Here is a 22,780-nt window from a genome sequence, read left to right as displayed (position 1 = left end):
CATCGATGTCGAGCGCGCCGATGACTGGCGGGTGGTTGGCGGCCTTGACCGTCAGCGTGCCATTGCTGGCCGCGACGGTGCGGCCGCTGGGCATGTAGACGGTGCCCGAGGACAGGGAGACGTCGACATCATTGCCATGGAAACCAACAACGCCGACAGCGTCGCGTATCGGCGGAATGCGGCCGGCCGTGTCAAAACGCGATCCCTCGATCTGGAAGCGGCCGAACACCTCGTCGGCGGACAGCGGCACGCCATTGCCTAGACGGTTCGGGACGACGTGGAACTGGAGGTTGGCGTCGACGACGCGGCCGCCAAACAGATTGGCCAGCACCCACAGCCGGGCGTTGCGCGCCGAAAACCACGGCCAAAGCTGCTTGACGTGAGAGACCTGCATGTCGTGGACGTTGAACGCCAGGTTGATCCCCGGCGCCTTGCCGTCGACGAACTCCACGGCGGCGGTGCCCAGCACCTCGCCGGAGGAGGCGGAGCGAAGCGCGATCTGCTCGGCGACCAGCCTGTGGCTCACCGTGTTGTAGACACCGGCAATCCGGGCGAGGAAGGTGAGCGCTGGCTCGGGCGAGTCCGAAGGCGCCAGCGAGGAACCGTCGCTGGTCAGGTCATAGCGATAGGCCGGTTCCTCGCCGCCCGCTCCGGTTGCCGGCTTCGGCCCGATCGAACCGGCGAAATCGAATGTCGACCGGCCGGTCTTCAGCAGCAATCTGTCCACCTGGACCTTGTTGCTGCCCGCAACCAGCGTGGCGTTGACGTCGACGTCCGCCGGCAGCAGCCCGCGTGTGCCGAGATCGAGGATGGAACCCGTCGATGACAGAGCGGCCGTCAGCCGCGATGCATTCGTGCCGGACCCTTCCGATCCCGTCAGCTTTAGCGCCACCGCACCCAGCTTTCCGGCAGCGGCCGTGGTATCTGCAGCCCCCGTGACAACACTCGCGTCCGCCAGATTGATGCTGGCGTCCAGCGCCGTCACGCGGTGTGCCGCGATATCGCGGGTGGCGGAAGCGGCGATGGTAACCGCTCTGCCGTCGACATTGGCCTGCGACGAAAACTGCATGCCGCCCGGTCCCGACTGCACGACGGCGGCGTCGGTGACTTTGACCCGCTTTATCGTTGCGGTTTCAGGCAGTACGAATTCGACATTGCGAAGATCGATCTGGCGCATCGAATCTTCGCGCACGGCGTCGAGCGCGCTGTGAACGTTGGCGAACACCGCAGCCGTCAGTTTCTCCGGATCGACGAGGCCATCCTGATTGCGCAGGCTTGCTGCCCAATCGCCGCCGGACGGCATCGCCGCCACGACGATGTGCGCATCGGATATCCTGGCGCTGGTCAGCCGCACTTCCCCGCGCAGCAGCGGTAGCAGGCGCAGGCCGAAGCGCACGCGGCCCGCATCGGCCATCGGCTTGCCGTCGGCGGTCTTCAGGCTGACGTCGCTGACCTGCAACGCAATGAAGCTCGATCCATCAAGGGTGATGCGCGCCGGCCCCACCGAAACATCGACATCGACGCCGGCCAGTTTCTCGATGGCGGTTTCCGCTTCCGCCCGAAGCCGCTCGGAGCCAACGCCGGACGCGCCGACCAGATAGACAGCGACTGCCGCCAACAGGACGAGGCAGGCGAAACCGGCGAACACCCTTGCCAGGATGCGAAAGCCGCGTCCGATCCGCGCCTGACCCAGCGGCGGCACGCGGCACGCGGAGGGAAAGGCCCCCAGGTCGGTGATCTCATCCCGCCTGAACCGGATTTTCTCGTGCTGCGGTTGCTCCTGATCCACGCAATTTTCCGTTGTACGAACTCGATCGTGGACGAATCCCCGCTCGACACTATATCGGTGTGGCTTGGCGCGTAACCACAAACAAGGGCATCGGTATGGCTGACCTGGACGTAGGCGATATCGCGCCGCAATTCGACCTGCCGCGGGACGGCGGCGGATCGCTCAGCCTAGCCGCATCCTCCGGCAAGCCCATTGTGCTCTATTTCTATCCGCAGGACGACACAACAAGCTGCACGCAAGAGGCAATCAGCTTTTCGCAGCTGAAGCCGGAATTCGAGAAGGCCGGCGCGGTGGTGATCGGCCTGTCGCCTGATAACGTCAAAAAGCACGACAAGTTCAAATCGAAATACAGCCTCACCATCAACCTCGCCGCCGACGAGGAGCGCAAGGTGATCGAGGCCTATCATCTGTGGGTCGAAAAATCGATGTATGGCCGCAAATACATGGGTGTCGAGCGGGCAACGTTCCTGATCGGCCGCGACGGGCGGATTGCCAGGATCTGGCGCAAGGTCCGGGTCAAGGGTCATGCCGAAGAGGTGCTCGCGGCTGTCCGCGCGCTTTGAGATCTTCGTCGGCACAGCCGACTGCCCGCAACCCCATGCCCGCCTGACGGGCAATCGTTACTGAAAAGTCCGCAGCGCAAAGCTTTGTTAACCTTAATAATGTGTAGTCAAGCTGTCGTGGTGTCGTAAACGAAAGCTTGGTCCCGTGAAGGCAACCAGTCAGTCAGCAGTCTTCGGCAGGCGCAAAGAACCTCACACGATCATCATCGCCCGGGGCAATGAGATCAGGCACTTCACGATCCGTCCCTGGCTCGCGGCCTTCGTCGGCTCTGCGCTGGCGGCCATCGCCATCGGCTACCTGCTGGCCACCTCCTATCTGGTGCTGCGCGACGACCTGATCGGCGCCACCACGGCGCGGCAGGCACGCATGCAGCAGGCCTATGAAGATCGCATTTCGGCGCTTCGCGCCCAGGTCGACCGCATCACCAGCCGCCAATTGCTCGACCAGCAGCTGATGGAAACCAAGGTCAGCGAACTGCTTGAACGCCAGAGCCAGCTCAGCCAGCGTCATGGCCGCCTCGGCCCGCTGCTCGAACGCGCCGAGACCGAAGTCGGAGCGGCGCCTGCCGAGGATCCGGTGGCGACCGGCAAGCCGGACAAACGCGCCGAGGTGACCGGCAGCATCAAGCCGCCGGCGCAGACCTACGCGGTCGCCAGCCTGGGCGCCGATCTCGGCGCCGGTGACACCCGGCCATTCTCGTTGTGGTCGACCCGCTCCGATCCGCTGCCCAACGATTCAGCCGCCGATCGTGCCGACCGACTGTTCGTGTCGATCAACCAGTCGCTGAAATCCATCGAGAGCGATCAACTGACCCGCATCAGCACGCTCGCCAACAACGCCTACAAGAGCGCCGACGCGATCACTCAGGCACTTGAAGCGGCGGGCCTGCCGGTAGACAGCGATTTCGGCAAGAACGAGAGCGACGTCGGCGGACCGCTGATCCCGCTCGACAGTTCGATGATGTTCGACAGCAAGGTCAAGGAACTGGACGAGGCGCTGGACACGCTCGACCATCTCAAGAAGGAAGCGCGCCAGCTGCCGCTGACCAACCCGGCTCCGGGTCATTCCGTCACAAGCCCGTTCGGCGTGCGCACCGACCCGATCCTCGGCACCGCGGCGCTGCATTCCGGAATGGATTTCAGGGCGCCGATCGGCATGGCCGCAAAGGTCACCGCGCCCGGCGTCGTCACCAAGGCAGGCTGGAACGGCGGCTATGGCCGCATGGTGGAAGTCGACCACGGCAATGGTTTTGCGACGCGCTATGGGCATCTCAGCGAAATCGACGTGACCGTCGGCGAGAAACTGGACGCAGGCGCGGTCATCGGAAAGACCGGCAGCAGCGGCCGCTCGACCGGCCCGCATCTGCACTACGAAGTCCGCCACAATGGCGAAGCCATCGATCCCCTGCGCTTCCTCACGATCGGCAAGAAGGTCGCCCAGTATCTCTGAGCCGCGCAGGCCCTGAACTGATTGGCCCAATACCTCCGAACTCCTATCTGCCCCGCTTCGCGAGCAACCCGGCGAGCCGAGGCAACGCCATCCATGCCGCCTGACTGCCGGACGATGGTTTCGCGCCCCTGAAATCATCCACTGGTCAAGCCCTCGTTCCGAAGGACCGGATGCACGAATTATTTTTGAATTCCATTTGACTGAATAAATAAGCGGTGCGAAGCTGAGCTCTCCTAAGGGGCGCACGTCATGGCACTGCGGGGGACCAATCAGGAGTTCGGGCGGCCGTACAACCGGCGCATCGTGCTTGAGTCCATCCGCCTACAGGGACCAATCGCCCGCGGCGAGATCGCCAGGCGCGTCGGGCTCACCGTCCAGACCGTGTCGACCATCGTTCGCGAACTCGAAGAGCAGGGCTACATCCTTTCGCTGCGCGAAGAGCCGAAGGGTCGCGGCCTGCCCCCGGCGACCCTGCGCATCAATCCCGAGGGCGGCTATGCCGTCGGTATCCACATCACCCCGTTCGGCATCAGTGCCGCCTTGATCAATCTGAGCGGCGACGTGATCGAGAGCACGTACCGCGAAGCCCCGAACGCGACGCCCGACCACGCCTTCGACCTGATCGGAGCAATGGTGGTTGAATTGACCAGATTGCGGGCTGGAGGGCGGGTCCTCGGGGTCGGCCTCGCCCTGCCCGGCCCGTTCGGCGTCGAGTCCATGAGCTTTGTTGGCCCCACCACCATGACCGGCTGGAAGGATGTGGCGCTGCGCGAGCGGCTGGCAACTTCGACCGGACTGCCGGCCTTCTTTGAAACCGACATGGCGGCGGCCGCCATGGGCGAGCGCCTCTACGGCCTCGGCGCGCAATTTTCCGAATACTATTATCTTTATTTCGGCGTTGGTTTGGGCGGCGTCATGGTTCATGACGGCAGCGTGTTGCGCGGCGCCTGGGGAAATGCCGGCGAGGTCGGACACATTCCCGTCATTCCAGGTGGCGAGGCTTGCCCCTGCGGCAACAGCGGTTGTCTCGAAAGGTACCTGTCGCTCGAGGCGCTCCGGCGCTGGAATGGCAGCGAGGCAGATTGGGTGGCGGAAGTCGCCCCGATCTTTCGCAATGCCGTCGCCATCATCGAGAACCTGTTCGACCCCGAGACCATCATCCTCGGCGGACTGGCCTCCACCGACCTGCTCGAACGGCTGGCCGGTTCAACCGAAGGCCTGCACAACTCCGTCTCGGCGCGAAAGGACCGCACGACGACGCGCGTCATGGTCGCGCGGGGCGGGCAGCATTCGGTGTTGCGCGGTGCCGCCGCCCTTGCGGTTTCCGGGGTGCTGTCGCCGCGCTTCGGCCAGATCTTCACAGCTGAACGCGAACGCGGGCGCGATCTTCTGAAAACCGGAGGAATTGCGGCATGAGCGAACCTCTGCTGGTGCTCGACAACGTCACCAAGAACTATGGCGCGATCGAAGCGCTGAAGGGGATCAGCTTCGCGATCGGTAAGGGCGAGGTCGTGGCGCTGCTGGGCGACAATGGCGCCGGCAAGTCGACACTGGTCAAGATCATCGCCGGCGGGCTGGAGCCGACCTCGGGGCGCATGCTGTTCGAGGGCAAGGAGTTCCTTGCCAGGTCGCCCGCCGAAGCCAAGGCGGCGGGCATCGAAACCGTCTACCAGGATCTGTCGCTGTGCACCAATGTCGACGTGGTCGCCAATTTTTTCATGGGCCGCGAGATCACCAGGAAGGTTCTTGGCATCCCCGTGCTCGACGAGCGCGCGATGGAGGCCGTCGTCGAGAAGGCACTGGCCAGCGCCGGCACGCGCATTCCTTCGCTGCGCACCAATGTCGAGCATCTCTCCGGCGGCCAGCGGCAGGCCATCGAGCTCAACCGGTTCGTGCATTGGGGCGGCAAGCTGGTGCTGCTCGACGAACCGTTCGCCGCCCTCGGCGTCGAGCAGACGCGGCGCGGTCTCGACATGATCCGCCAAGTGGCGAGCCAGGGCATCGGCGTCGTCATCATCACCCATATCATGCAGCAGGCCTTCCAGGTCGCCGACCGGATCGTGGTGATCCGCCAGGGCGTCGTGGCGGGCGATGTCGCACGCAATAAAACAAGTCCCGATGCGGTGATCAACATGATCACCGGGGAGACGCTTGCCGGTGCCGGACCGGCGGGCTGAGGGACAAAAGAGGGGTCCGGCTTAACAGGAGCGAACGACATGAAGCGAATACTTCTTGCTGTCTTCGGTATCCTGGCACTGGCCTTTGCCACGCTTATGCCGGCATTCGCCCAGTCCAAAGGTACTGTCTACTACATGGTGCCGACATTGCTCGACGAGTTCCAGACCGGCTCGGTGAGCGCGCTGGAGCTGTTCCTGAAGCAGATCGGCTATGAGGTGAAGACGCTGAACGCCGACAACAAGACCGACGCACAGCAATCGCAGATGAACGACGTCATCGCGCTGAAGCCGGCGGCGATCATCCTCGCCGCCGTCGATTTCAATGCGCTGAAACCGTCCATCGAGGCGGCGCGCGCGGCCGGCATCCCGGTGGTCGAGTTCGACCGCCAGATCACCTCGACGCTCTCCGACTTCACCTCGGTCGCCGGAACGGTCGAGATCGGCTACGTCGCCGCCGACCAGGCCGAGAAGCTGCTGAAAGCCAAGAACGGCGCGGTGAAGGGCAAGGTCCTGCAGGTGCTCGGCGACCCCGGCGACCCCTACACGCTCGACATCCAGAAGGGCTTTGAGGAGAAGATGAAGGCGTTTCCGGACGTCAAGATCATCTCGCTTCCGGCCATGCAATGGGCGGCGGACGCAGCCGGAACCATCGTCAACGACCAGATACTTGCAAACCCCGACATCGACCTGATCTTCAGCCATGCCGCGCACCTGTCGGTGGCTGCCGTCGCCTCGCTCGAGGCTGCCGGCAAGAAGCCAGGCGACGTCATGCTGATGAGCTCGAACGGCGCTCCGGTCGGCCTCGACCTGATCCGCAAGGGCTGGCTCAATGTCGAAGTCGAGCAGCCGCTCTACGCGCAGGCCGCGGCTGTTGCCATGTTCATGGACAAGGTCGTCAAAAAAGAAGAGATCAAGCCCGGCGAATATGACGTGCTCGGCTTGAAATCGACCGTGACCAAGGAAGCCTGGGGCCCGAACATCAAGATCCCCGGTGCCGCCATCACCAAGGAAAACGTCGATAACCCGGCCTTCTGGGGCAACCAGAAGCCGCCATCGGACACCGTCAAGTCGGTCGAGTAAGCACTTCGCTTGAAAGCGCTCCGGGCCTACCTCGGCCCGGAGCCAATCCTCCGCAAATTCCAACCGCGCATGATCCTCCCGAAAATCGACTTGATTTCGGGGTCATGCGCCAGCCGGATCAGCCCATGAACCCCCGCACGCGCCATGCCCTGGAGTTCGTCCTCGACAACCTCGTCTGGTTCATGCTGCTGTTCGTGCTGGTGGTGTTTTCCATCTTCATCCCGAACTATTTCCAGCTCGGCATCTTTGCCAACATCATCGAGGCGTCGAGCGTGCTCGGCGTCATGTCGATCGGCCTGGCGCTGGTCATCATCGCCGGCCACATGGACCTGTCGGTCGAATCCGTCGCGGCGCTCAGCGCCATGGCGGTCGGCATCCTGTTCTGCTCGTCGGGCATCGGGCTTGGCGTGCAACTGCATCCGGAATGGCTGATGGTGCCGGTGTCGCTGCTGCTGGCGGTTGCGGTCGGCGGTCTCATCGGCGCCTTCAACGGCTATCTGGTGGTGCGGGTGAAGATGAGCGCCTTCATCATCACGCTGGCGTCCTACATCTGGGTTCGCGGCCTGGTGCTGGTGATTTCGGGTGGCCGCTCGGCGCAGGACCTTGCGCCGGCCATCCGCTGGTTCGGCATCCAGCGCCTCGTCGGCCTGCCGCTCACCGCCTGGATCGCGATTGCCTGTTTCGTCGTCTTCTCGTTGATCATGGCCAAGACGCCGTTCGGCCGGCATCTGGTGATGATCGGCGGCAACGAGACCGCGACCTTCCGCGCCGGCATCCGGGTGAACCGCAATCTGATCATCGCCTTCGTGCTGGCCGGCGCCATTGCCGGCCTCGCCGGCTGGTTGCTGGCGATCCGCACGTCAGGCGCCACCGCCAATCTCGGCGTCGGCCTTTTGTTCAACGCCTTCGCCGCCGTCGTCATCGGCGGCGTCAGCCTGAAGGGCGGTGTCGGCACCCTGCCCGGCGTCTATGCCGGCGTGCTGCTGCTCTCGGCCATCAACACGGCGATCAACCTGATGGGCCTGCCGGCCAATTACACCCAGGTGATCCATGGCCTGCTGGTGCTGGCCGCCGTGCTGCTCGACGCTTTCAAGCAAACCATTCGCCAAAGACTGGCATGACAGGACGGCTCGCATGACCGCACGACTAGAAGGCAAGGTGGYGCTGATCGTCGGCAGCGCCCGTGGCATCGGCAAGGGCATCGCGCTGCGTTTCGCCGAAGAAGGCGCAAAGCTGGTGCTCGCCGATACCGAGCTCGAAGCCGGGCAAACGACGGCGGCCGAACTGGGCGTCCCCTTCATCGGCACCGACATTTCGTTGATGACCGAGGCCGAGGCCGCGGTGGCGCTGGCGCTCGAACACCATGGCCGCCTCGACATCGTCGTGCAGAATGCCGGCATCTATCCCTGGCAACTGATCGAGAACACCAGCACGGACGACTGGGACCGCGTCATGGCGGTCAACCTGCGCGGCACCTTCAATGCCACCCGCGCCGCCCTGGTGCCTATGAAGGCGCAGCACTACGGGCGCATGCTCTACACCTCCTCCATCACCGGCCCGCACGTGACCAGCCCCGGCCACGGCCACTATTCGGCCAGCAAGGCCGGCATCAACGGCTTCATCCGAGCCGCGGCACTCGAATTCTCCGGCTACGGCATCACCGTCAACGGCGTCGAGCCCGGCAACATCCTCACCGAGGCGATCGAGCTGCATCGCGGCGCGGCCTACATCAAGAACATGGAAGACTCCATCCCGCTCGGCCGGCTTGGCAGCCCGCGCGACGTCGCCAATGCCTTCCTGTTCCTCGCCTCCGACGATGCCAGCTACATCACAGGAACGACCATTGTAGTCGATGGCGGGCAATTGCTGCCCGAGGGCAACGACTTCCGCCTCTTGCCGCCTTGATCGTTTGCGCCCCACGCTGCCTTGGCACGGTTTGATTGCGGTGGCGCACATTTCTGGGGCCTTCACGCCGTTTGTGCGCCGAAGTTTCACCAAACCGGGTAAACGAGGGCGTTTTTGAACGATTTCCAACCCACCTCAATTTCGACCGCTTCTATGCATGGGTGAGCTGTTGCTGGGCCGGCCGGATTGATCTGGGTAGAAACTTGCCGACTTGTTTGGAAATCCCCGAATAGACTTGTTGTCAGAGTAAAACCGGCTATCATCGGAAATTGGGGCGACTGGGTGGGGGCCGATTTAATCGTAAATCGGCTGTCTAATCTCGCGCTATCTTATGGAAAAATCAAAAAAGGCGCGAAATGGATGTCAGACCTTAACTTTCATGGGACTTTGGCCAATAGGCTCTTTGACGATGTCGGTAGTCCATCAGATCCAGCGGCTGTAGTAAGGTACAGCGTCACCGGTGTTTATAGTACCGATATTTGGGCAGGCGACGGCACTTCACACTTGATCGGGACTTCATGGGCCGACCTGATATTTCTCGACAATTTGGCTTTGTTGTCCCCTCGAATTTCTGGCGTAACACTGATCGATTCCGGTGACGGCAATGATCTGGTGGATATGACTTCGAGTCGGTTTTCATACGGATCCATAACAATCAATGCTGGAAACGGAGATGACTGGGCGCTCGGGAATGATGGCAATGACACAATCCTAGGCGGCAGCGGAGCCGATCGCCTCAAGGGATACGCAGGCAACGACTTGCTTGATGGGGGGACAGGCGCCGATATGATGTTTGGTGGCGCGGGCAATGATACCTTTTACGTCGACAGCGTCGGCGATACCGTTGTCGAGTACAATGGCCAGGGCATCGACACTGTCCAGAGCTACGTCTCATTCAACCTTTCCGGCCAGGACGTTGAGAACCTGGCACTGCGCAGCGGCGCCTCGATCGACGGCACCGGCAATTCGATTGACAACACCATCAGCGGCAATTCGGGCATCAACATCCTGACCGGCCTTGGCGGCAACGATACGCTGGACGGCAAGGAAGGTGCAGACCGTTTGGAAGGCGGGGTCGGCAACGACACCTACTTCGTCGATGATGCCGGCGATATCGTTAGTGAAAGCACTGCCGGCGCCAACGGCTCGGATATCGTCAACGGCTACATCTCGATCAACCTCAGCGACGGCAACCACTTCACCGGCAACATCGAGAACGTCGCACTGCGCAGTGCGGCTTCGATCAACGCCACCGGGAACAGCCTGGCCAATGCGCTGAATGGCAATTCAGGCGTCAACACGCTGAGCGGCCTTGGCGGCAACGATACGCTGGACGGCAAGGAAGGCGCCGACACCATGCAAGGCGGCATCGGCAACGACACCTACTATGTCGACAATGCCGGCGACCATGTCATCGAGATCAACGGCCAGGGCACCGACAATGTGCAGGCCTTTGTCTCGTTCACCCTGTCGGGCCAGGAGCTGGAGAACCTGGCGCTGCGCAGCTCGGCGAACATCAACGGCACCGGCAATTCGATCGCCAATGTCATCACTGGCAATTCGGGAGCGAATGTCATCAATGGGCTTGGCGGCAACGACACGCTGAGCGGCAGCACCGGCCACGATACCTTCGTCTTCACCACGGCGCTGAACGCCTCGACCAATGTCGATACCATCACCGACTTCTCGGTCGCCGACGACACCATCCAGGTCGACAATACGATCTTCGCAGCGCTTGGCGGCAATGGCACGCTGACAGCGGACCAGTTCGTCAAGAACACCACCGGCCTTGCCGGTGATGGCAACGATCACATCATCTACGAGACCGACACCGGCTGGCTCACCTATGACAGCAACGGCAGTGCGGCGGGCGGTTCCACCCACATCGCCACGCTTGCCGCAAACCTGGCACTTACCAACGCCGATTTCGTCGTGGTGTAAGCGGGCAACGCAAACAGCCCGTCACATGGGCCGCCACATCAGGACCGTGTGACGGGCTCCCGATCCCAGCGGGGATCGAGCCCGGCAACATCCTCACCGAGGCGATCGAGCTGCATCGCGGCGCCGCCTATATCAAGAACATGGAAGACGCCATCCCGCTCGGCCGGCTCGGCAGCCCGCGCGACGTCGCCAATGCTTTCCTGTTCCTCGCCTCCGACGATGCCAGCTACATCACCGGGACGACCATTGTTGTCGATGGCGGACAATTGCTGCCCGAGGGCAACGACTTCCGGCTCCTGCCGCCTTGATCGCTGCGCCCCGCGGCGCTCCGAAGCCGTAATGCTTCCTGGGAAAACTTGGCCGCTGTCCAACAATACTGTTGAACTCGAATTGCGAGGCACTTCGCTGGCGCCGAACAGGATGACCCTACGTCTTTATATCAGATGACTCTAATGCAACCGTAGGATACAGTTTCCGTTGGGGAAATGCCAAACAACGGGAGGACCAAATGGCTGTCATCAACGGAACCGTCGGCAACGATATCAATCCCGGCGTTCAGGACCTGGTCGGCAACGACACCATCAACGCATTGGCCGGTGACGACTTAATTTTCATGGCGATTGGCGGCAATGACCAGGTGAATGGAGGGGACGGGGAGGATGACATTGTCTACGAGGCTTACACAAATGGCCTGACCATCAACATGCAGACTGGTGTCGTCACCGACGGCTTGGGCAACACCGACACGCTCAACAGTGTCGAGGCGGTGAACGCCAGCTACTTCGCAGACAACATCACGATGCGAAATGACGGCTTTTGGGCGTATGCCCGGGCGGGTAACGACATCATCCATCTGGGATCAAACGGCGGTATGATACTGCCGGGAAGCGGCACCGACACCATCATTGGCGGCGCCGGCAACGATTTGGTCTCCTACAGGGACGACGGTTTTGACTATGGAAATGACGTCGATGGCGGCGGCATCATCACCCATGGTGCCACGATCAATTTGACGACCGGCGTTGTAATTGACGGCTGGGGCTTCACGGATACCCTGACCAGCATCGAGTATGCTGAAGGCACCCAGTTCGCCGACATCATCACCGGCACAAGCGGCAGCAACTATCTTGCCGGCGACGAGGGCAATGACACGCTGGACGGCAAGGCTGGTGCCGACACCATGCAAGGCGGGGCCGGCGACGACACCTACTTCGTCGACAATGCCGGCGATATCGTCGATGAGAGCACGGCCGGCGCCAACGGCACCGATATCGTCAATGGCTATATCTCGATCAACCTCAGCGATGGCAACCACTTCAAGGGCAATATCGAGAACGTCGCACTGCGCAGTTCGGCTTCGATCAACGCCACAGGCAACAGCCTGGCCAATGCGCTGACCGGCAATTCGGGTGTCAACATCCTGATTGGCCTTGGCGGCAACGACACGCTGGACGGCAAGGAAGGTGCCGACACGATGCAGGGCGGCATCGGCAACGACACCTACTATGTCGACAATGCCGGCGATCTCGTCGACGAGAGCACCGCCGGCGCCGACGGCACCGATGTCGTCAATGGCTATATCTCGATCAACCTTGGCGATGGCAACCACTTCAAGGGCAATATCGAGAACGTCGCRCTGCGCAGTGGGGCCTCGATCAACGCCACAGGCAATAGCCTGGCAAACATCATCACCGGCAACAGTGGCAACAACATCATCAACGGAATGGGCGGCGCTGATACGATGAGTGGCAGCACCGGCAACGACACCTACTATGTCGACAATGCCGGCGATCACGTGATCGAGGCCAGTGGTCAGGGCACTGACACGGTCAACAGCGCGATTTCCTTCGATCTCTCAGGCCAGGACCTGGAAAACCTGACGCTGATCACCGCGGCAAACATCAACGGAACTGGCAATGCCCTCGCCAACGTTCTCAATGGCAACGCTGGCGTCAACACGCTGATCGGCCTTGAAGGCAACGACACACTGGATGGCAAGGGTGGTGCCGACACGATGCAGGGCGGCATCGGCAACGACACCTACTATGTCGACAATGCCGGCGATCTCGTCGACGAGAGCACCGCCGGCGCCAACGGCACCGATGTCGTCAATGGCTATGTCTCGATCAACCTTGGCGATGGCAACCACTTCAAGGGCAATATCGAGAACGTCGCGCTGCGCGGTGGTGCCTCGATCAACGCCACAGGCAATAGCCTGGCAAACAGCATCACCGGCAACAGTGGCAACAACATCATCAACGGAATGGGCGGCGCCGATACGATGAGTGGCAGCACCGGCAACGACACCTACTATGTCGACAATGCCGGCGATCACGTGATCGAGGCCAGTGGTCAGGGCACTGACACGGTCAACAGCGCGATTTCCTTCAATCTCTCAGGCCAGGACCTGGAAAACCTGACGCTGACTGGATCGGCGAACATCGACGGCACCGGCAATTCCCTTGCCAACATCATCACTGGCAACAGTGGTGTAAATACACTTTTGGGCCTCGGCGGCAACGACATCTTCAGAGGAGGCCTCGGCAACGATGTTATGGATGGTGGAGATGGTGTCGACACGGCCGACTACAGCAATCAAACCTCAGCTGTTGCTGTAAGTCTAACCAAGTTCGTTGACGCTCAAGTCACGATCGGCGGGATCGCGGAAGATACTATTCGCAACATCGAGAACGTCACCGGCGGCAGTGGTGGCGACACATTGAACGGCGATGGTTTCGCCAACATTCTCATCGGTGGAGGCGGCAACGATACAATAAGCGGCAAGGACGGGAACGACACGCTCATTGGCGGAGACGGAAATGATATCATCAACGGCAACTCAGGCGACGACAGGCTGATCGGTGGACGTGGAAATGACACGATCAATGGCAATTCCGGCCTTGACACGGTCGACTACAGTACCGACGTCAGCAGCGGCGCCATACATGGTATCCTCGTCAATCTCTGGGGAGTCGGCTCGCAATTGGGGTTGGCAGCCGATACCGCAACGGATTCGTTTGGGAATACGGATACCGTAGCCACCATCCGAAATGTCACCGGTACGCAGTTTGCGGATCAGATATATGGCGGCGAGCATGACAACACCCTGACTGCCGGCGCGGGCAACGACATCCTCGACGGCCACCTGGGCAACGATACACTGATCGGCGGAACTGGCAGCGACATTTTCCATTTCCATACAGCGCTCGACGCCTTGACCAATGTCGATACCATCACCGACTTCTCGGTCGCCGACGACACCATCCAGGTCGACAATGCGATCTTTGCAGCGCTTGGCGGCAATGGCACGCTGACGGCGGACCAGTTCGTCAAGAACACCACCGGCCTTGCCGCAGACGGCAACGATCACATCATCTACGAGACCGACACCGGCTGGCTCACCTATGACAGCAACGGCAGTGCGGCTGGCGGCTCAATCCATTTCGCCACGGTGGCCGCCAACCTCGCGCTCACCAACGCCGATTTCGTCGTAGTGTGAGGAGGCAACGAAAACAGCCCGCCACATGGGGCCCGTCACACCAGGACTGTGTGACGGGCTCCCGTTCCCAGCAGGGGTGGTGCGGTTGCTGGCTCCAGAGCAGTTCACCGTTTCACGGAAACGGCGAACCGCTCTAACTCTTTGTTTTGACGCAATTCCCTAAGGGAAAGCGCTACGCGCTTTTCCCGGGAAAACCGTTTCACACTTTTCCTGGAATTGCTTTAGGAGAAAGCGTCGGCGCCTCACGCTTTCATTGAAGAAATCTGGTGTGCGATGACGGTCGACCCGCTCCTGTTCCTCGCCTCCGACGCTGCCACCAGCTACATCACCGGCATTGTCGTCGATGGCGGCCAACTGCTGCCCGAGGGCAACGACTTCCGGCTCCTGCCGCTGTGATCGCTGCGCCCTGCGGCGCTCCGAAGCCGTAAAGCTTCCTCGAAAAACTTCGCGGTTGTCCAACAATACTGTTGAACTCGAATTGCGAGGCACTTCGCTGGCGTTGAACAAGGTGACCCTACGTTCTTTGCATGAGATGACTCTAATGCAACCTTCGGATACAGTTGCCCTTGGGGAATACCATACAGCGGGAGGATCAAATGGCAGTCATCAATGGAACCGTCGGCAACGATATCAATCCCGACATTCAAGACCTGATCGGCAACGACACAATCAACGCATTGGCCGGTGACGACTACATTCGCATGGCGATTGGCGGCAATGACCAGGTGAATGGAGGGGACGGCATCGACGTCGTTTTTTACGAGACTTACTCAAACGGCCTGACCATCAACATGCAGACTGGTGTCGTCACCGACGGCCTCGGCAACACCGACACGCTCAACAGTGTCGAGTCGGTGAACGCCAGCCACTTCGCAGACAACATAACGATGCGAAATGACGGCTTTTGGGTGTTTGCCCGGGCGGGCAACGACATCATCCATCTGGGATCAAACGGCGGCACGGTGTTCGCGGGAAGCGGCGCCGACACCATCATTGGCGGCGCCGGCGAGGATATGGTTTCCTACAGGGACGACAGCCTTGACTATGGAGTTGACGTCGACGGCGGCGGCATCATCACACATGGTGCCACGATCAATTTGGCGACCGGCGTTGTAACTGACGGCTGGGGCTTCACGGATACGCTGACCGGCATCGAGGATGCCGAAGGCACCCAGTTCGCCGACACCATCACCGGCACAACCGGCAGCAACTATCTCGCGGGTGACAACGGCGCCGATATTATCAATGGCGGCGTGTCGGCGACCGTGGACGATTTCGATTTCTTGAGCGGCGGCAACGGCAACGACACCTTGACGGCGGTTGCCGCTACGGTGTCGGGGGACCAGGGCAATGACAGGATCATTGCACAGGCCTCCGGAAACACGGACATCGACTATGTCGAACTCCTCTATGCGGGCGCGACGACTGCCATCGTGGCCAACCTCACGGCACAGGCTCGGGCTGGCCTTGCGGCCGGATCGAATGCCATCGGTTTTGCCATCGCAGATGGGCAAGGTGGTGTCGATCGCGTATCGGGCATTCACGCCATCGACGACACCGCCTTTGGCGACACGTTCGTCGTCGACGCCTCCTTTACCAACACATTCGGCGGCTACATGGATTTCTATCTCAGCGCCGGGAACGATGTCGTAAGGTTCCTGGCCGGCACGGAGGGAGGCCGGGTCAACTACAACGGGGCTGGCGGCGCGGTTCTGGTCGACCTGCAAGGCGGCTTTGCCCACGACATGGACGAGAGCAACCTCTTCATCGGCTACGACACGTTGGTCGGCGTGAACAACGCGCGTGGAACCGCTTTCAACGACGGGCTTTATGGCAACGCGGCTGACAATCAGTTGCGTGGCCGTGGCGGCAACGATGTTCTGATGGGCCACGACGGCAACGACACGCTCTGGGGCGATGAGCGTGATGGTTCAAGCGACCTGAGTTACGGCAATGACTCAGTTTACGGCGAAGGCGGAAACGACACGTTGAATGGCGGCCGGGGAGCCGATCTTCTGGATGGTGGCACAGGCGCTGACATCATGCGTGGAGGTGGCGAAAACGACACCTACTATGTCGACAATGCAGGCGATCAGGTCATCGAGCTCAACGGCCAGGGCATCGACAATGTCCAGGCCTATGTCAGCTTCAACCTCTCTGGGCAGGAGCTGGAGAACCTTGCGCTGCGCAGCGGGGCTTCCATCAATGGCACCGGCAATTCGATTGCCAACACCATCACCGGCAATTCGGGCAACAACATCATCGACGGCCTCGGCGGCGCCGATACGATGAGCGGCAGCACCGGCAACGACACCTACTACGTCGACAATGCCGGTGATAAGGTGATCGAGCTCAACGGCCAGGGCACCGACAATGTGCAGGCCTATGTCAGCTTCAATCTTTCCGGTCAGGAACTGGAGAACCTGGCGCTGCGAAGCACCGGCAACATCAACGGCACCGGCAATTCGATCGCCAATGTCATCACCGGCAATTCGGGCGCGAATGTCATCAACGGCCTTCTCGGCAACGACACGCTGTCCGGCAGCACCGGCAACGATACCTTTGTCTTCACCACGGCGCTCAATGCCTCGACCAATGTCGACCGCATCACCGACTTCTCGGTGGTCGAGGATACCATCCAGGTCGACAATGCGATCTTTGCAGCGCTTGGCGGCAATGGCACGCTGACTGCGGACCAGTTCGTCAAGAACACAACTGGCCTTGCCGCCGACGGCACCGATCACATCATCTACGAGACCGACACCGGCTGGCTCTATTATGACAGCAATGGCAGTGCCGCTGGCGGCTCCACCCATTTCGCCACGCTGGCCGCCAATTTGGCGCTGACCAACGCCGATTTCGTCGTGGTGTGAGTAAAACAAAAATAGGCCGCCCCGGCGTGAGCSGGGGCGGCGACGGGTTTCCCTGCAGAAAAACCTGAAGCGTAATCATCGTCATTGCGTTTGATCGTGGCGAGAATGGCGAGCTATTCCCGGCGTTCAGGCCAGCCGATCAACAGAGCGAAAAACGTTCTATACGGACGGACGGCAGGGTCCCCTTGCCGGCACGAAATATTGCGAGAAAATTTCGGCGACATCGGCCAGATACAGAGCGCACATAGACCGCATCGCTGTAGCTACCAGAAGAAATTTTAAAGTGGCACCGATCATGGATGCCACGACAGTGCTTTGGAGAGCAAATGTCTGTCCTCAACGTCGCCACAACACATGATTACGCCCCAGACAATCTGGTCAATATTACTGCTATCAATTTCACGGGGCCGGGATTTGCTGCGGCAATTTTCAGTGCCAGCCAATTTGGTCCGGGAAAAATCTCAAATTCGGTCGCCATTAACGGCAGCAGCAATGGTGACGAGTTCGATGTACGCCTGATCGCTGGAGGCAGTTTTTCGGCGCAGGCATGGACGTTCAGCGGCTGGACCCCTCCAAGCGATTTGATTAATTTCTTGGGCACCAGCGGCGCGGACACCGTCACCGGTTCGAGCATGATGGACACCTTCTACACCGGCGGTGGCGTCGACATCATCCATGGCGGCTTCGGCGACGACTTCTTTTTGTTTCAGTCAACAGATACAGACCGCGCCGGTTCGACCTTTGACGGCGGATCGGGTAACGACACCATTGATCTCAATGGGGGCGCCGGGGGCGTCTATGATTTCTCCACCTCGACTTTCACTGAGGTGGAAATATTGCGTTCGCTGAGTTTCGATTTTACGGCCATGCTTGTTTCGGAGCAAATAGGCGCTGGCCACATTGACCGGGTCGTCGGCAATACGGCGAATACGCAGGCGCTGATCGTTAGCGGCACAAATATCGATCTGTCGGGCGTGACGTTCGACAATTGGGGCGGCGCCCACCAGACCATCACCATGAATGGCGCCGCCACTGGCGATCACCTGATCGGTTCGGGCCAAAATGATCTGCTAAATGGGGGCATGGGCTCCGATACCATGGCGGGGGGCGCCGGTAGCGACAGTTATTATGTCGATAATGCCGGCGATATCGTCGATGAAAGCACCGCAGGAGCCAACGGCACCGATATCGTCAATGGCTATATCTCGATCAACCTTGGCGATGGCAATCACTTCAAGGGCAATATCGAGAACGTCGCGCTTCGGAGCGCGGCCTCGATCGACGCCACCGGCAATAGCCTGGCCAACGTGCTGACCGGCAATTCCGGCGACAATTTGCTGGACGGCAAAGGCGGCGCCGACACGATGAGCGGAGCGCAAGGCGACGACACCTACTTCGTCGACAATGCCGGCGATATCGTCAGTGAAAGCACCGTCGGCGCCAACGGCACCGATACCGTCAACAGCTACATCTCGATCAGCCTTAGCGATGGCAATCACTTCACCGGCAATATCGAGAACGTCGCACTGCTCGGTGCCGCCTCGATCAACGCCACCGGCAACAGCCTGGCCAACGCGATGAACGGCAATTCGGGCGTCAACACGCTCACCGGCCTGGGCGGCAACGACACGCTGGATGGCAAGGAAGGCGCCGACACCATGCAAGGCGGTATCGGCAACGACACCTACTATGTCGACAATGCCGGCGACCATGTGATCGAGCTCAACGGCCAGGGCACCGATAATGTCCAGGCCTTCGTCTCGTTCAACCTGTCGGGACAGGAGCTCGAGAACATGGCACTGCGCAGCGCGGCCTCGATCAACGGCACCGGCAACTCGACCGCCAACATCATCACCGGCAATTCCGGCAACAACGTCATCAACGGCCTGCTCGGCAACGACACGCTCTCCGGCAGCACCGGCAACGACACCTTCGTCTTCACCACGGCGCTCAACGCGTCGACCAATGTCGACCACATCACCGACTTCTCAACGGTCGAAGACACCATCCACGTCGACAATGCGATCTTTGCAGCGCTTGGCGGCAACGGTACGCTGACGGCCGCGCAGTTCGTCAAGAACACCACCGGGCTTGCCGCCGACGGCAACGACCACATCATCTACGAGACCGACACCGGCTGGCTCACCTATGACAGCAACGGCAGCGCGGCTGGCGGCTCAACCCATTTCGCCACGCTGGCCGCCAACCTCGCGCTCACCAACGCCGATTTCGTGGTGATCTGAACGCGGCTTGTGCGCAGTCCCAACAACGCACCTTGTAACGATCTTCACCGCGCTCACCGAATTCCATTTATGCCAGTACGCGATGCCGGCTGCTGGCCATTCCCACCACGCCGGCAACGAAAGGGAACAAGCCATGCCTATCGGACGCATCGGACAGGACTTCATCGTCAATTCGACGGCAATGAACAATCAGTATACCCCCGCGATCACGGCGTTGGCCGATGGCCGCTTCGTGGCCGCCTGGCAGTCCGCCGACCCCGGCGACGGCAGCGCCACCTGCATCCGCGCCCACATCTACAACGCCGACGGTTCAGCGGCCGGCAGCGATTTCATCGTCAATTCGACGGTAACGAGCGATCAACCTGGCCCGGCGATCACGGCGCTGGCCGATGGCCGCTTCGTGGCCATCTGGCAGTCCAATGACACAGGCGACGGCGACGGCATTTGCATCCGCGCCCGCGTCTACAATGCCGACGGTTCAGCGGCCGGCAACGACTTCATCGTCAATTCGACGGCAACGAGCTTCCAGGTTAACCCCGCGATCACGGCGCTGGCAGATGGCCGCTTCGTGGCCATCTGGCAGTCCTATGACACCGGCGACGCCAGCAGCAGCTGCATCCGCGCCCACATCTATAACGCCGACGGTTCAGCGGCCGGCAGCGACTTCATCCTTAATTCGACGGCAACTGGCGATCAGGCTTATGCTGCGATCACGGCGCTGACCGATGGCCGTTTCGTGGCCACCTGGCAGTCCCAAGACACTGGCGACGGCAGCGGCGGCTGCCTCCGTGCCCGCATCTACAACGCCAACGGTTCAGCGGCCGGCAGCGACTTCATCGTCAATTCGACGGCAACGGACTCTCAGGTTAGCCCCGTGATCACGACGCTGACCGATGGCCGCTTCGTGGCCACCTGGCAGTCCTATGACACCGGCGACGGCAGCGGCGGCTGCCTCCGCGCTCGCATCTTCAATGCCAACGGTTCAGCGGCCGGCGGCGACTTCATCCGTCAATTCGACGGCAACGGGCGATCAGGCTTATGCCGCAGTCACGACGCTGGCCGACGGCCGCTTCGTGGTCATCTGGCAGTCCAACGATGTCGGCGACGGCGACGGCGATTGCATCCGTGCCCGCGTCTACAACGCAGACGGTTCAGCGGCCGGCAGCGACTTCATCGTCAATTCGACGGCAACTGGCTCTCAATATGCGCCGGCAATCACGGCGCTGGCCGATGGCCGTTTCGTGGCCACCTGGGAGTCCAGTGATACCGGCGACGGCAGCTTCGGCTGCGTCCGCGCCCAGATCTTCGACCCGACCATCTTCGTCGGCACGGTCGGCGAGGACATCTGGAAAGGCAGCAATGTCTTCACGGACCATATCAACGGCGGCGCCAGCACCGACACGCTGTCGGGTCTTGGCGGCGACGATACGATCGGCGGCGATGCCGGCAACGACATCCTCAACGGCGGCGACGGCAGTGACAAACTCTTCGGTGGAGCCGATAGCGATACGCTCAACGGTGGCGCTGGCGCCGACACGATGAGCGGCGGCACCGGCAACGACACCTACTGGGTCGACAATGCCGGTGACAAGGTGATCGAGCTGAATGGCCAGGGCACCGACAACGTGCAGAGCACCATCTCCTTCAACCTCTCCGGTCAGGAGTTGGAGAACCTGGCGCTGCGGACTGGCGCCTCGATCAACGGCACCGGCAATTCGATCGCCAATGTCATCACCGGCAATTCCGGGGTCAACATCCTGATCGGCCTGGGCGGCAACGACACGCTGGATGGCAAGGAAGGCGCCGACACCCTACAAGGCGGCATCGGCAACGACACCTATTACGTCGACAATGCCGGAGACCATGTCGTCGAGGCCAATGGCGGGGGCACCGACAATGTGCAGGCCTATGTCTCGTTCAATCTTTCCGGCCAGGAGCTGGAGAACCTTGCGCTGCGTAGCTCGGCGAACATCAACGGCACCGGCAACTCGACCGCCAACATCATCACCGGCAATTCGGGCGCCAATGTCATCAACGGCCTCCTCGGCAACGACACGCTGTCCGGCAGCACCGGCAACGACACCTTCGTCTTCACCACGGCGCTCAACGCGTCGACCAATGTCGACCACATCACCGACTTCTCGGTGGTCGAGGATACCATCCAGCTCGACAATGCGATCTTTGCAGCGCTTGGCGGCAATGGCACGCTGACGGCCGCGCAGTTCGTCAAGAACACCACCGGGCTTGCCGGCGATGGCAACGACCACATCATCTATGAGACCGACACTGGCTGGCTCACCTATGACAGCAACGGCAGTGCGGCGGGCGGCTCAATCCATTTCGCCACTCTGGCCGCAAACCTGGCGCTGACAAACGCGGATTTCGTGGTGGTGTGAGGAACGCTACATGGGCCCGCCACATCAGGACTGTGTGACGGGCTCTCGACCCCAGCAAGGGCTATGCGGTTGCTGGCTCCGGGGAGTGCCGGCGCCACAGGGCTTTTGATTGAAGAAATCTGGTGGGCGATGACGGGCTCGAACCGCCGACATCTTCGGTGTAAACGAAGCGCTCTACCAACTGAGCTAATCGCCCGCTCCGGGCCGGACCTTTAAGCGGTCGAGGTCGGCTTCGCAAGGCCAAATGAGCTGGGGATGCCCTGGTTGGAGGCTGGTTTTGCCAACAAAACGTCGGCTGTCAAAAAACCTTCTCCTGTTTGCTGTTATGCTGTCTTGCTACGCTTGACACCCGGTGGCGAACCCCTTATCCAGCGCCCCAACGACGAACACGGCTGACACGTGCTCGTCAATGCGCGGGTGTAGCTCAGTTGGTTAGAGTGCCGGCCTGTCACGCCGGAGGTCGCGGGTTCGAGCCCCGTCACTCGCGCCATTTCTCCCAAGGGTATCAAACCCTTGGCCTCGGAGAAATGTCGACATTGATTGTCAAATTGCTTTCTCGAAGGAGCAGATCGGATCCTTTTCCGGTCTGAGTTTTGAAGGTGGCGCCTCGGCTTTCAGGCTGCCTCCACACGGATGTTGAATGCCTTCACGGGCGGCATCCCCTGTTTCTTGCAGCCCGTCCGGTCGGCGCAGGCTTGGCCGGCTATTCGAAATGCCGTCGCAGACGACACCCGATCCAGATTCCAATCCACTGACTCACTTGCAGACGGCGAGTCTGGCCCTCCCACGCGCTGAGAACTTTTTATTTGCGCCCGAAAAAAGTCGTCGTCGCGATGCGAAGCTAGTGGCCCGGTCAGGACATCC

General features: G+C 61.1%; 15 protein-coding genes, 2 tRNA genes and 2 pseudogenes. 16 read left to right on the top strand and 3 right to left on the bottom strand.

What is annotated here, in order from left to right:
* A partial coding sequence (locus AC1D2G_RS30060) for an AsmA family protein (protein ID WP_477418616.1) occupies nt 1-1,789 on the bottom strand: 1,789 nt, incomplete at its 3' end.
* Nucleotides 1,790-1,884: 95 nt separating this feature from the next.
* Between AC1D2G_RS30060 and AC1D2G_RS30055 the strand changes: the two genes are divergently transcribed.
* The 12 genes and pseudogenes from AC1D2G_RS30055 to AC1D2G_RS30000 all read left to right on the top strand — a co-directional run bounded on the left by AC1D2G_RS30055 (nt 1,885) and on the right by AC1D2G_RS30000 (nt 17,277).
* Complete coding sequence (locus AC1D2G_RS30055; RefSeq protein ID WP_477418614.1) at nt 1,885-2,352, top strand: peroxiredoxin; 468 nt, start codon at nt 1,885-1,887, stop codon at nt 2,350-2,352.
* 145 nt (nt 2,353-2,497) lie between these two features.
* The gene (locus AC1D2G_RS30050; RefSeq protein ID WP_477418612.1) at nt 2,498-3,802 is read left to right on the top strand and encodes a M23 family metallopeptidase; all 1,305 of its coding nucleotides are present in this window, start codon (nt 2,498-2,500) and stop codon (nt 3,800-3,802) included.
* 249 nt (nt 3,803-4,051) lie between these two features.
* A complete protein-coding gene (locus tag AC1D2G_RS30045; RefSeq protein WP_477418610.1) occupies nt 4,052-5,218 on the top strand; it encodes an ROK family transcriptional regulator in 1,167 nt (388 codons plus the stop codon).
* The gene (locus AC1D2G_RS30040; RefSeq protein ID WP_477418608.1) at nt 5,215-5,979 is read left to right on the top strand and encodes an ATP-binding cassette domain-containing protein; all 765 of its coding nucleotides are present in this window, start codon (nt 5,215-5,217) and stop codon (nt 5,977-5,979) included. The genes AC1D2G_RS30045 and AC1D2G_RS30040 overlap by 4 nt, the downstream gene beginning before the upstream one ends.
* Before the next feature lie 39 nt (nt 5,980-6,018).
* On the top strand, nt 6,019-7,059 hold the full coding sequence (locus AC1D2G_RS30035) for a sugar ABC transporter substrate-binding protein (protein WP_477418606.1): 1,041 nt from the start codon (nt 6,019-6,021) through the stop codon (nt 7,057-7,059).
* A gap of 125 nt (nt 7,060-7,184) precedes the next feature.
* Nucleotides 7,185-8,180, top strand: coding sequence for an ABC transporter permease (locus AC1D2G_RS30030; RefSeq protein WP_477418604.1), 996 nt, complete (start codon nt 7,185-7,187; stop codon nt 8,178-8,180).
* Nucleotides 8,181-8,193: 13 nt separating this feature from the next.
* Nucleotides 8,194-8,964 (top strand): SDR family oxidoreductase, encoded by a 771-nt coding sequence (locus AC1D2G_RS30025; RefSeq protein ID WP_477418602.1) that lies wholly within the window; start codon nt 8,194-8,196, stop codon nt 8,962-8,964.
* A 360-nt stretch (nt 8,965-9,324) separates the two neighbouring features.
* The gene (locus AC1D2G_RS30020) at nt 9,325-10,905 is read left to right on the top strand and encodes a calcium-binding protein (protein ID WP_477418630.1); all 1,581 of its coding nucleotides are present in this window, start codon (nt 9,325-9,327) and stop codon (nt 10,903-10,905) included.
* Between the two features lie 71 nt (nt 10,906-10,976).
* Nucleotides 10,977-11,213 (top strand): annotated as a pseudogene (locus AC1D2G_RS30015) (SDR family oxidoreductase); the annotation flags it as partial.
* Between the two features lie 200 nt (nt 11,214-11,413).
* Entirely contained in the window at nt 11,414-14,404 is a 2,991-nt protein-coding gene (locus AC1D2G_RS30010; RefSeq protein WP_477418600.1) for a beta strand repeat-containing protein, read from the top strand.
* 291 nt (nt 14,405-14,695) lie between these two features.
* Nucleotides 14,696-14,800 (top strand): annotated as a pseudogene (locus AC1D2G_RS30005) (3-oxoacyl-[acyl-carrier-protein] reductase); the annotation flags it as partial.
* Nucleotides 14,801-15,000: 200 nt separating this feature from the next.
* On the top strand, nt 15,001-17,277 hold the full coding sequence (locus AC1D2G_RS30000) for a beta strand repeat-containing protein (RefSeq protein WP_477418598.1): 2,277 nt from the start codon (nt 15,001-15,003) through the stop codon (nt 17,275-17,277).
* Nucleotides 17,278-17,635: 358 nt separating this feature from the next.
* Here the strand turns inward: AC1D2G_RS30000 and AC1D2G_RS29995 are convergent, their stop codons facing one another.
* Entirely contained in the window at nt 17,636-17,911 is a 276-nt protein-coding gene (locus AC1D2G_RS29995) for a hypothetical protein (protein ID WP_477418596.1), read from the bottom strand.
* On the opposite strand from AC1D2G_RS29995, the gene AC1D2G_RS29990 reads away from it, so the two are divergent.
* The 3 genes from AC1D2G_RS29990 to AC1D2G_RS29980 all read left to right on the top strand — a co-directional run bounded on the left by AC1D2G_RS29990 (nt 17,910) and on the right by AC1D2G_RS29980 (nt 21,916).
* Nucleotides 17,910-19,520: a beta strand repeat-containing protein gene (locus AC1D2G_RS29990; protein ID WP_477418594.1), complete on the top strand. Its 1,611-nt coding sequence runs from the start codon at nt 17,910-17,912 to the stop codon at nt 19,518-19,520. The two genes, AC1D2G_RS29995 and AC1D2G_RS29990, sit on opposite strands and share 2 nt — an antisense overlap.
* Before the next feature lie 133 nt (nt 19,521-19,653).
* Nucleotides 19,654-20,784 (top strand): hypothetical protein, encoded by a 1,131-nt coding sequence (locus AC1D2G_RS29985; RefSeq protein ID WP_477418592.1) that lies wholly within the window; start codon nt 19,654-19,656, stop codon nt 20,782-20,784.
* The gene (locus tag AC1D2G_RS29980) at nt 20,762-21,916 is read left to right on the top strand and encodes a calcium-binding protein (protein WP_477418628.1); all 1,155 of its coding nucleotides are present in this window, start codon (nt 20,762-20,764) and stop codon (nt 21,914-21,916) included. The genes AC1D2G_RS29985 and AC1D2G_RS29980 overlap by 23 nt, the downstream gene beginning before the upstream one ends.
* A 120-nt stretch (nt 21,917-22,036) precedes the next feature.
* Here AC1D2G_RS29980 and AC1D2G_RS29975 read toward each other — a convergent pair.
* A tRNA-Val gene (locus AC1D2G_RS29975) sits at nt 22,037-22,112 on the bottom strand.
* Nucleotides 22,113-22,329: 217 nt separating this feature from the next.
* On the opposite strand from AC1D2G_RS29975, the gene AC1D2G_RS29970 reads away from it, so the two are divergent.
* Nucleotides 22,330-22,406: transfer RNA gene (locus tag AC1D2G_RS29970), tRNA-Asp, on the top strand.
* Nucleotides 22,407-22,780: the final 374 nt, after the last annotated feature.

Source organism: Mesorhizobium sp. P2_C7, assembly GCF_056404515.1.
Note: the sequence above shows the minus strand (reverse complement) of the source record. Positions and strands in the feature narration are given on the sequence as shown.

Coding starts and splice junctions, on each gene's coding strand:
- AC1D2G_RS30040 (WP_477418608.1), top strand. CDS start 5,215: ATGAGCGAACCTCTGCTGGTGCTCGACAACGTCACCAAGAACTATGGC.
- AC1D2G_RS30030 (WP_477418604.1), top strand. CDS start 7,185: ATGAACCCCCGCACGCGCCATGCCCTGGAGTTCGTCCTCGACAACCTC.
- AC1D2G_RS30035 (WP_477418606.1), top strand. CDS start 6,019: ATGAAGCGAATACTTCTTGCTGTCTTCGGTATCCTGGCACTGGCCTTT.
- AC1D2G_RS30055 (WP_477418614.1), top strand. CDS start 1,885: ATGGCTGACCTGGACGTAGGCGATATCGCGCCGCAATTCGACCTGCCG.
- AC1D2G_RS29990 (WP_477418594.1), top strand. CDS start 17,910: ATGATGGACACCTTCTACACCGGCGGTGGCGTCGACATCATCCATGGC.
- AC1D2G_RS29985 (WP_477418592.1), top strand. CDS start 19,654: ATGCCTATCGGACGCATCGGACAGGACTTCATCGTCAATTCGACGGCA.
- AC1D2G_RS30020 (WP_477418630.1), top strand. CDS start 9,325: ATGTCAGACCTTAACTTTCATGGGACTTTGGCCAATAGGCTCTTTGAC.
- AC1D2G_RS30045 (WP_477418610.1), top strand. CDS start 4,052: ATGGCACTGCGGGGGACCAATCAGGAGTTCGGGCGGCCGTACAACCGG.
- AC1D2G_RS29995 (WP_477418596.1), bottom strand. CDS start 17,911: ATGCTCGAACCGGTGACGGTGTCCGCGCCGCTGGTGCCCAAGAAATTA.
- AC1D2G_RS30000 (WP_477418598.1), top strand. CDS start 15,001: ATGGCAGTCATCAATGGAACCGTCGGCAACGATATCAATCCCGACATT.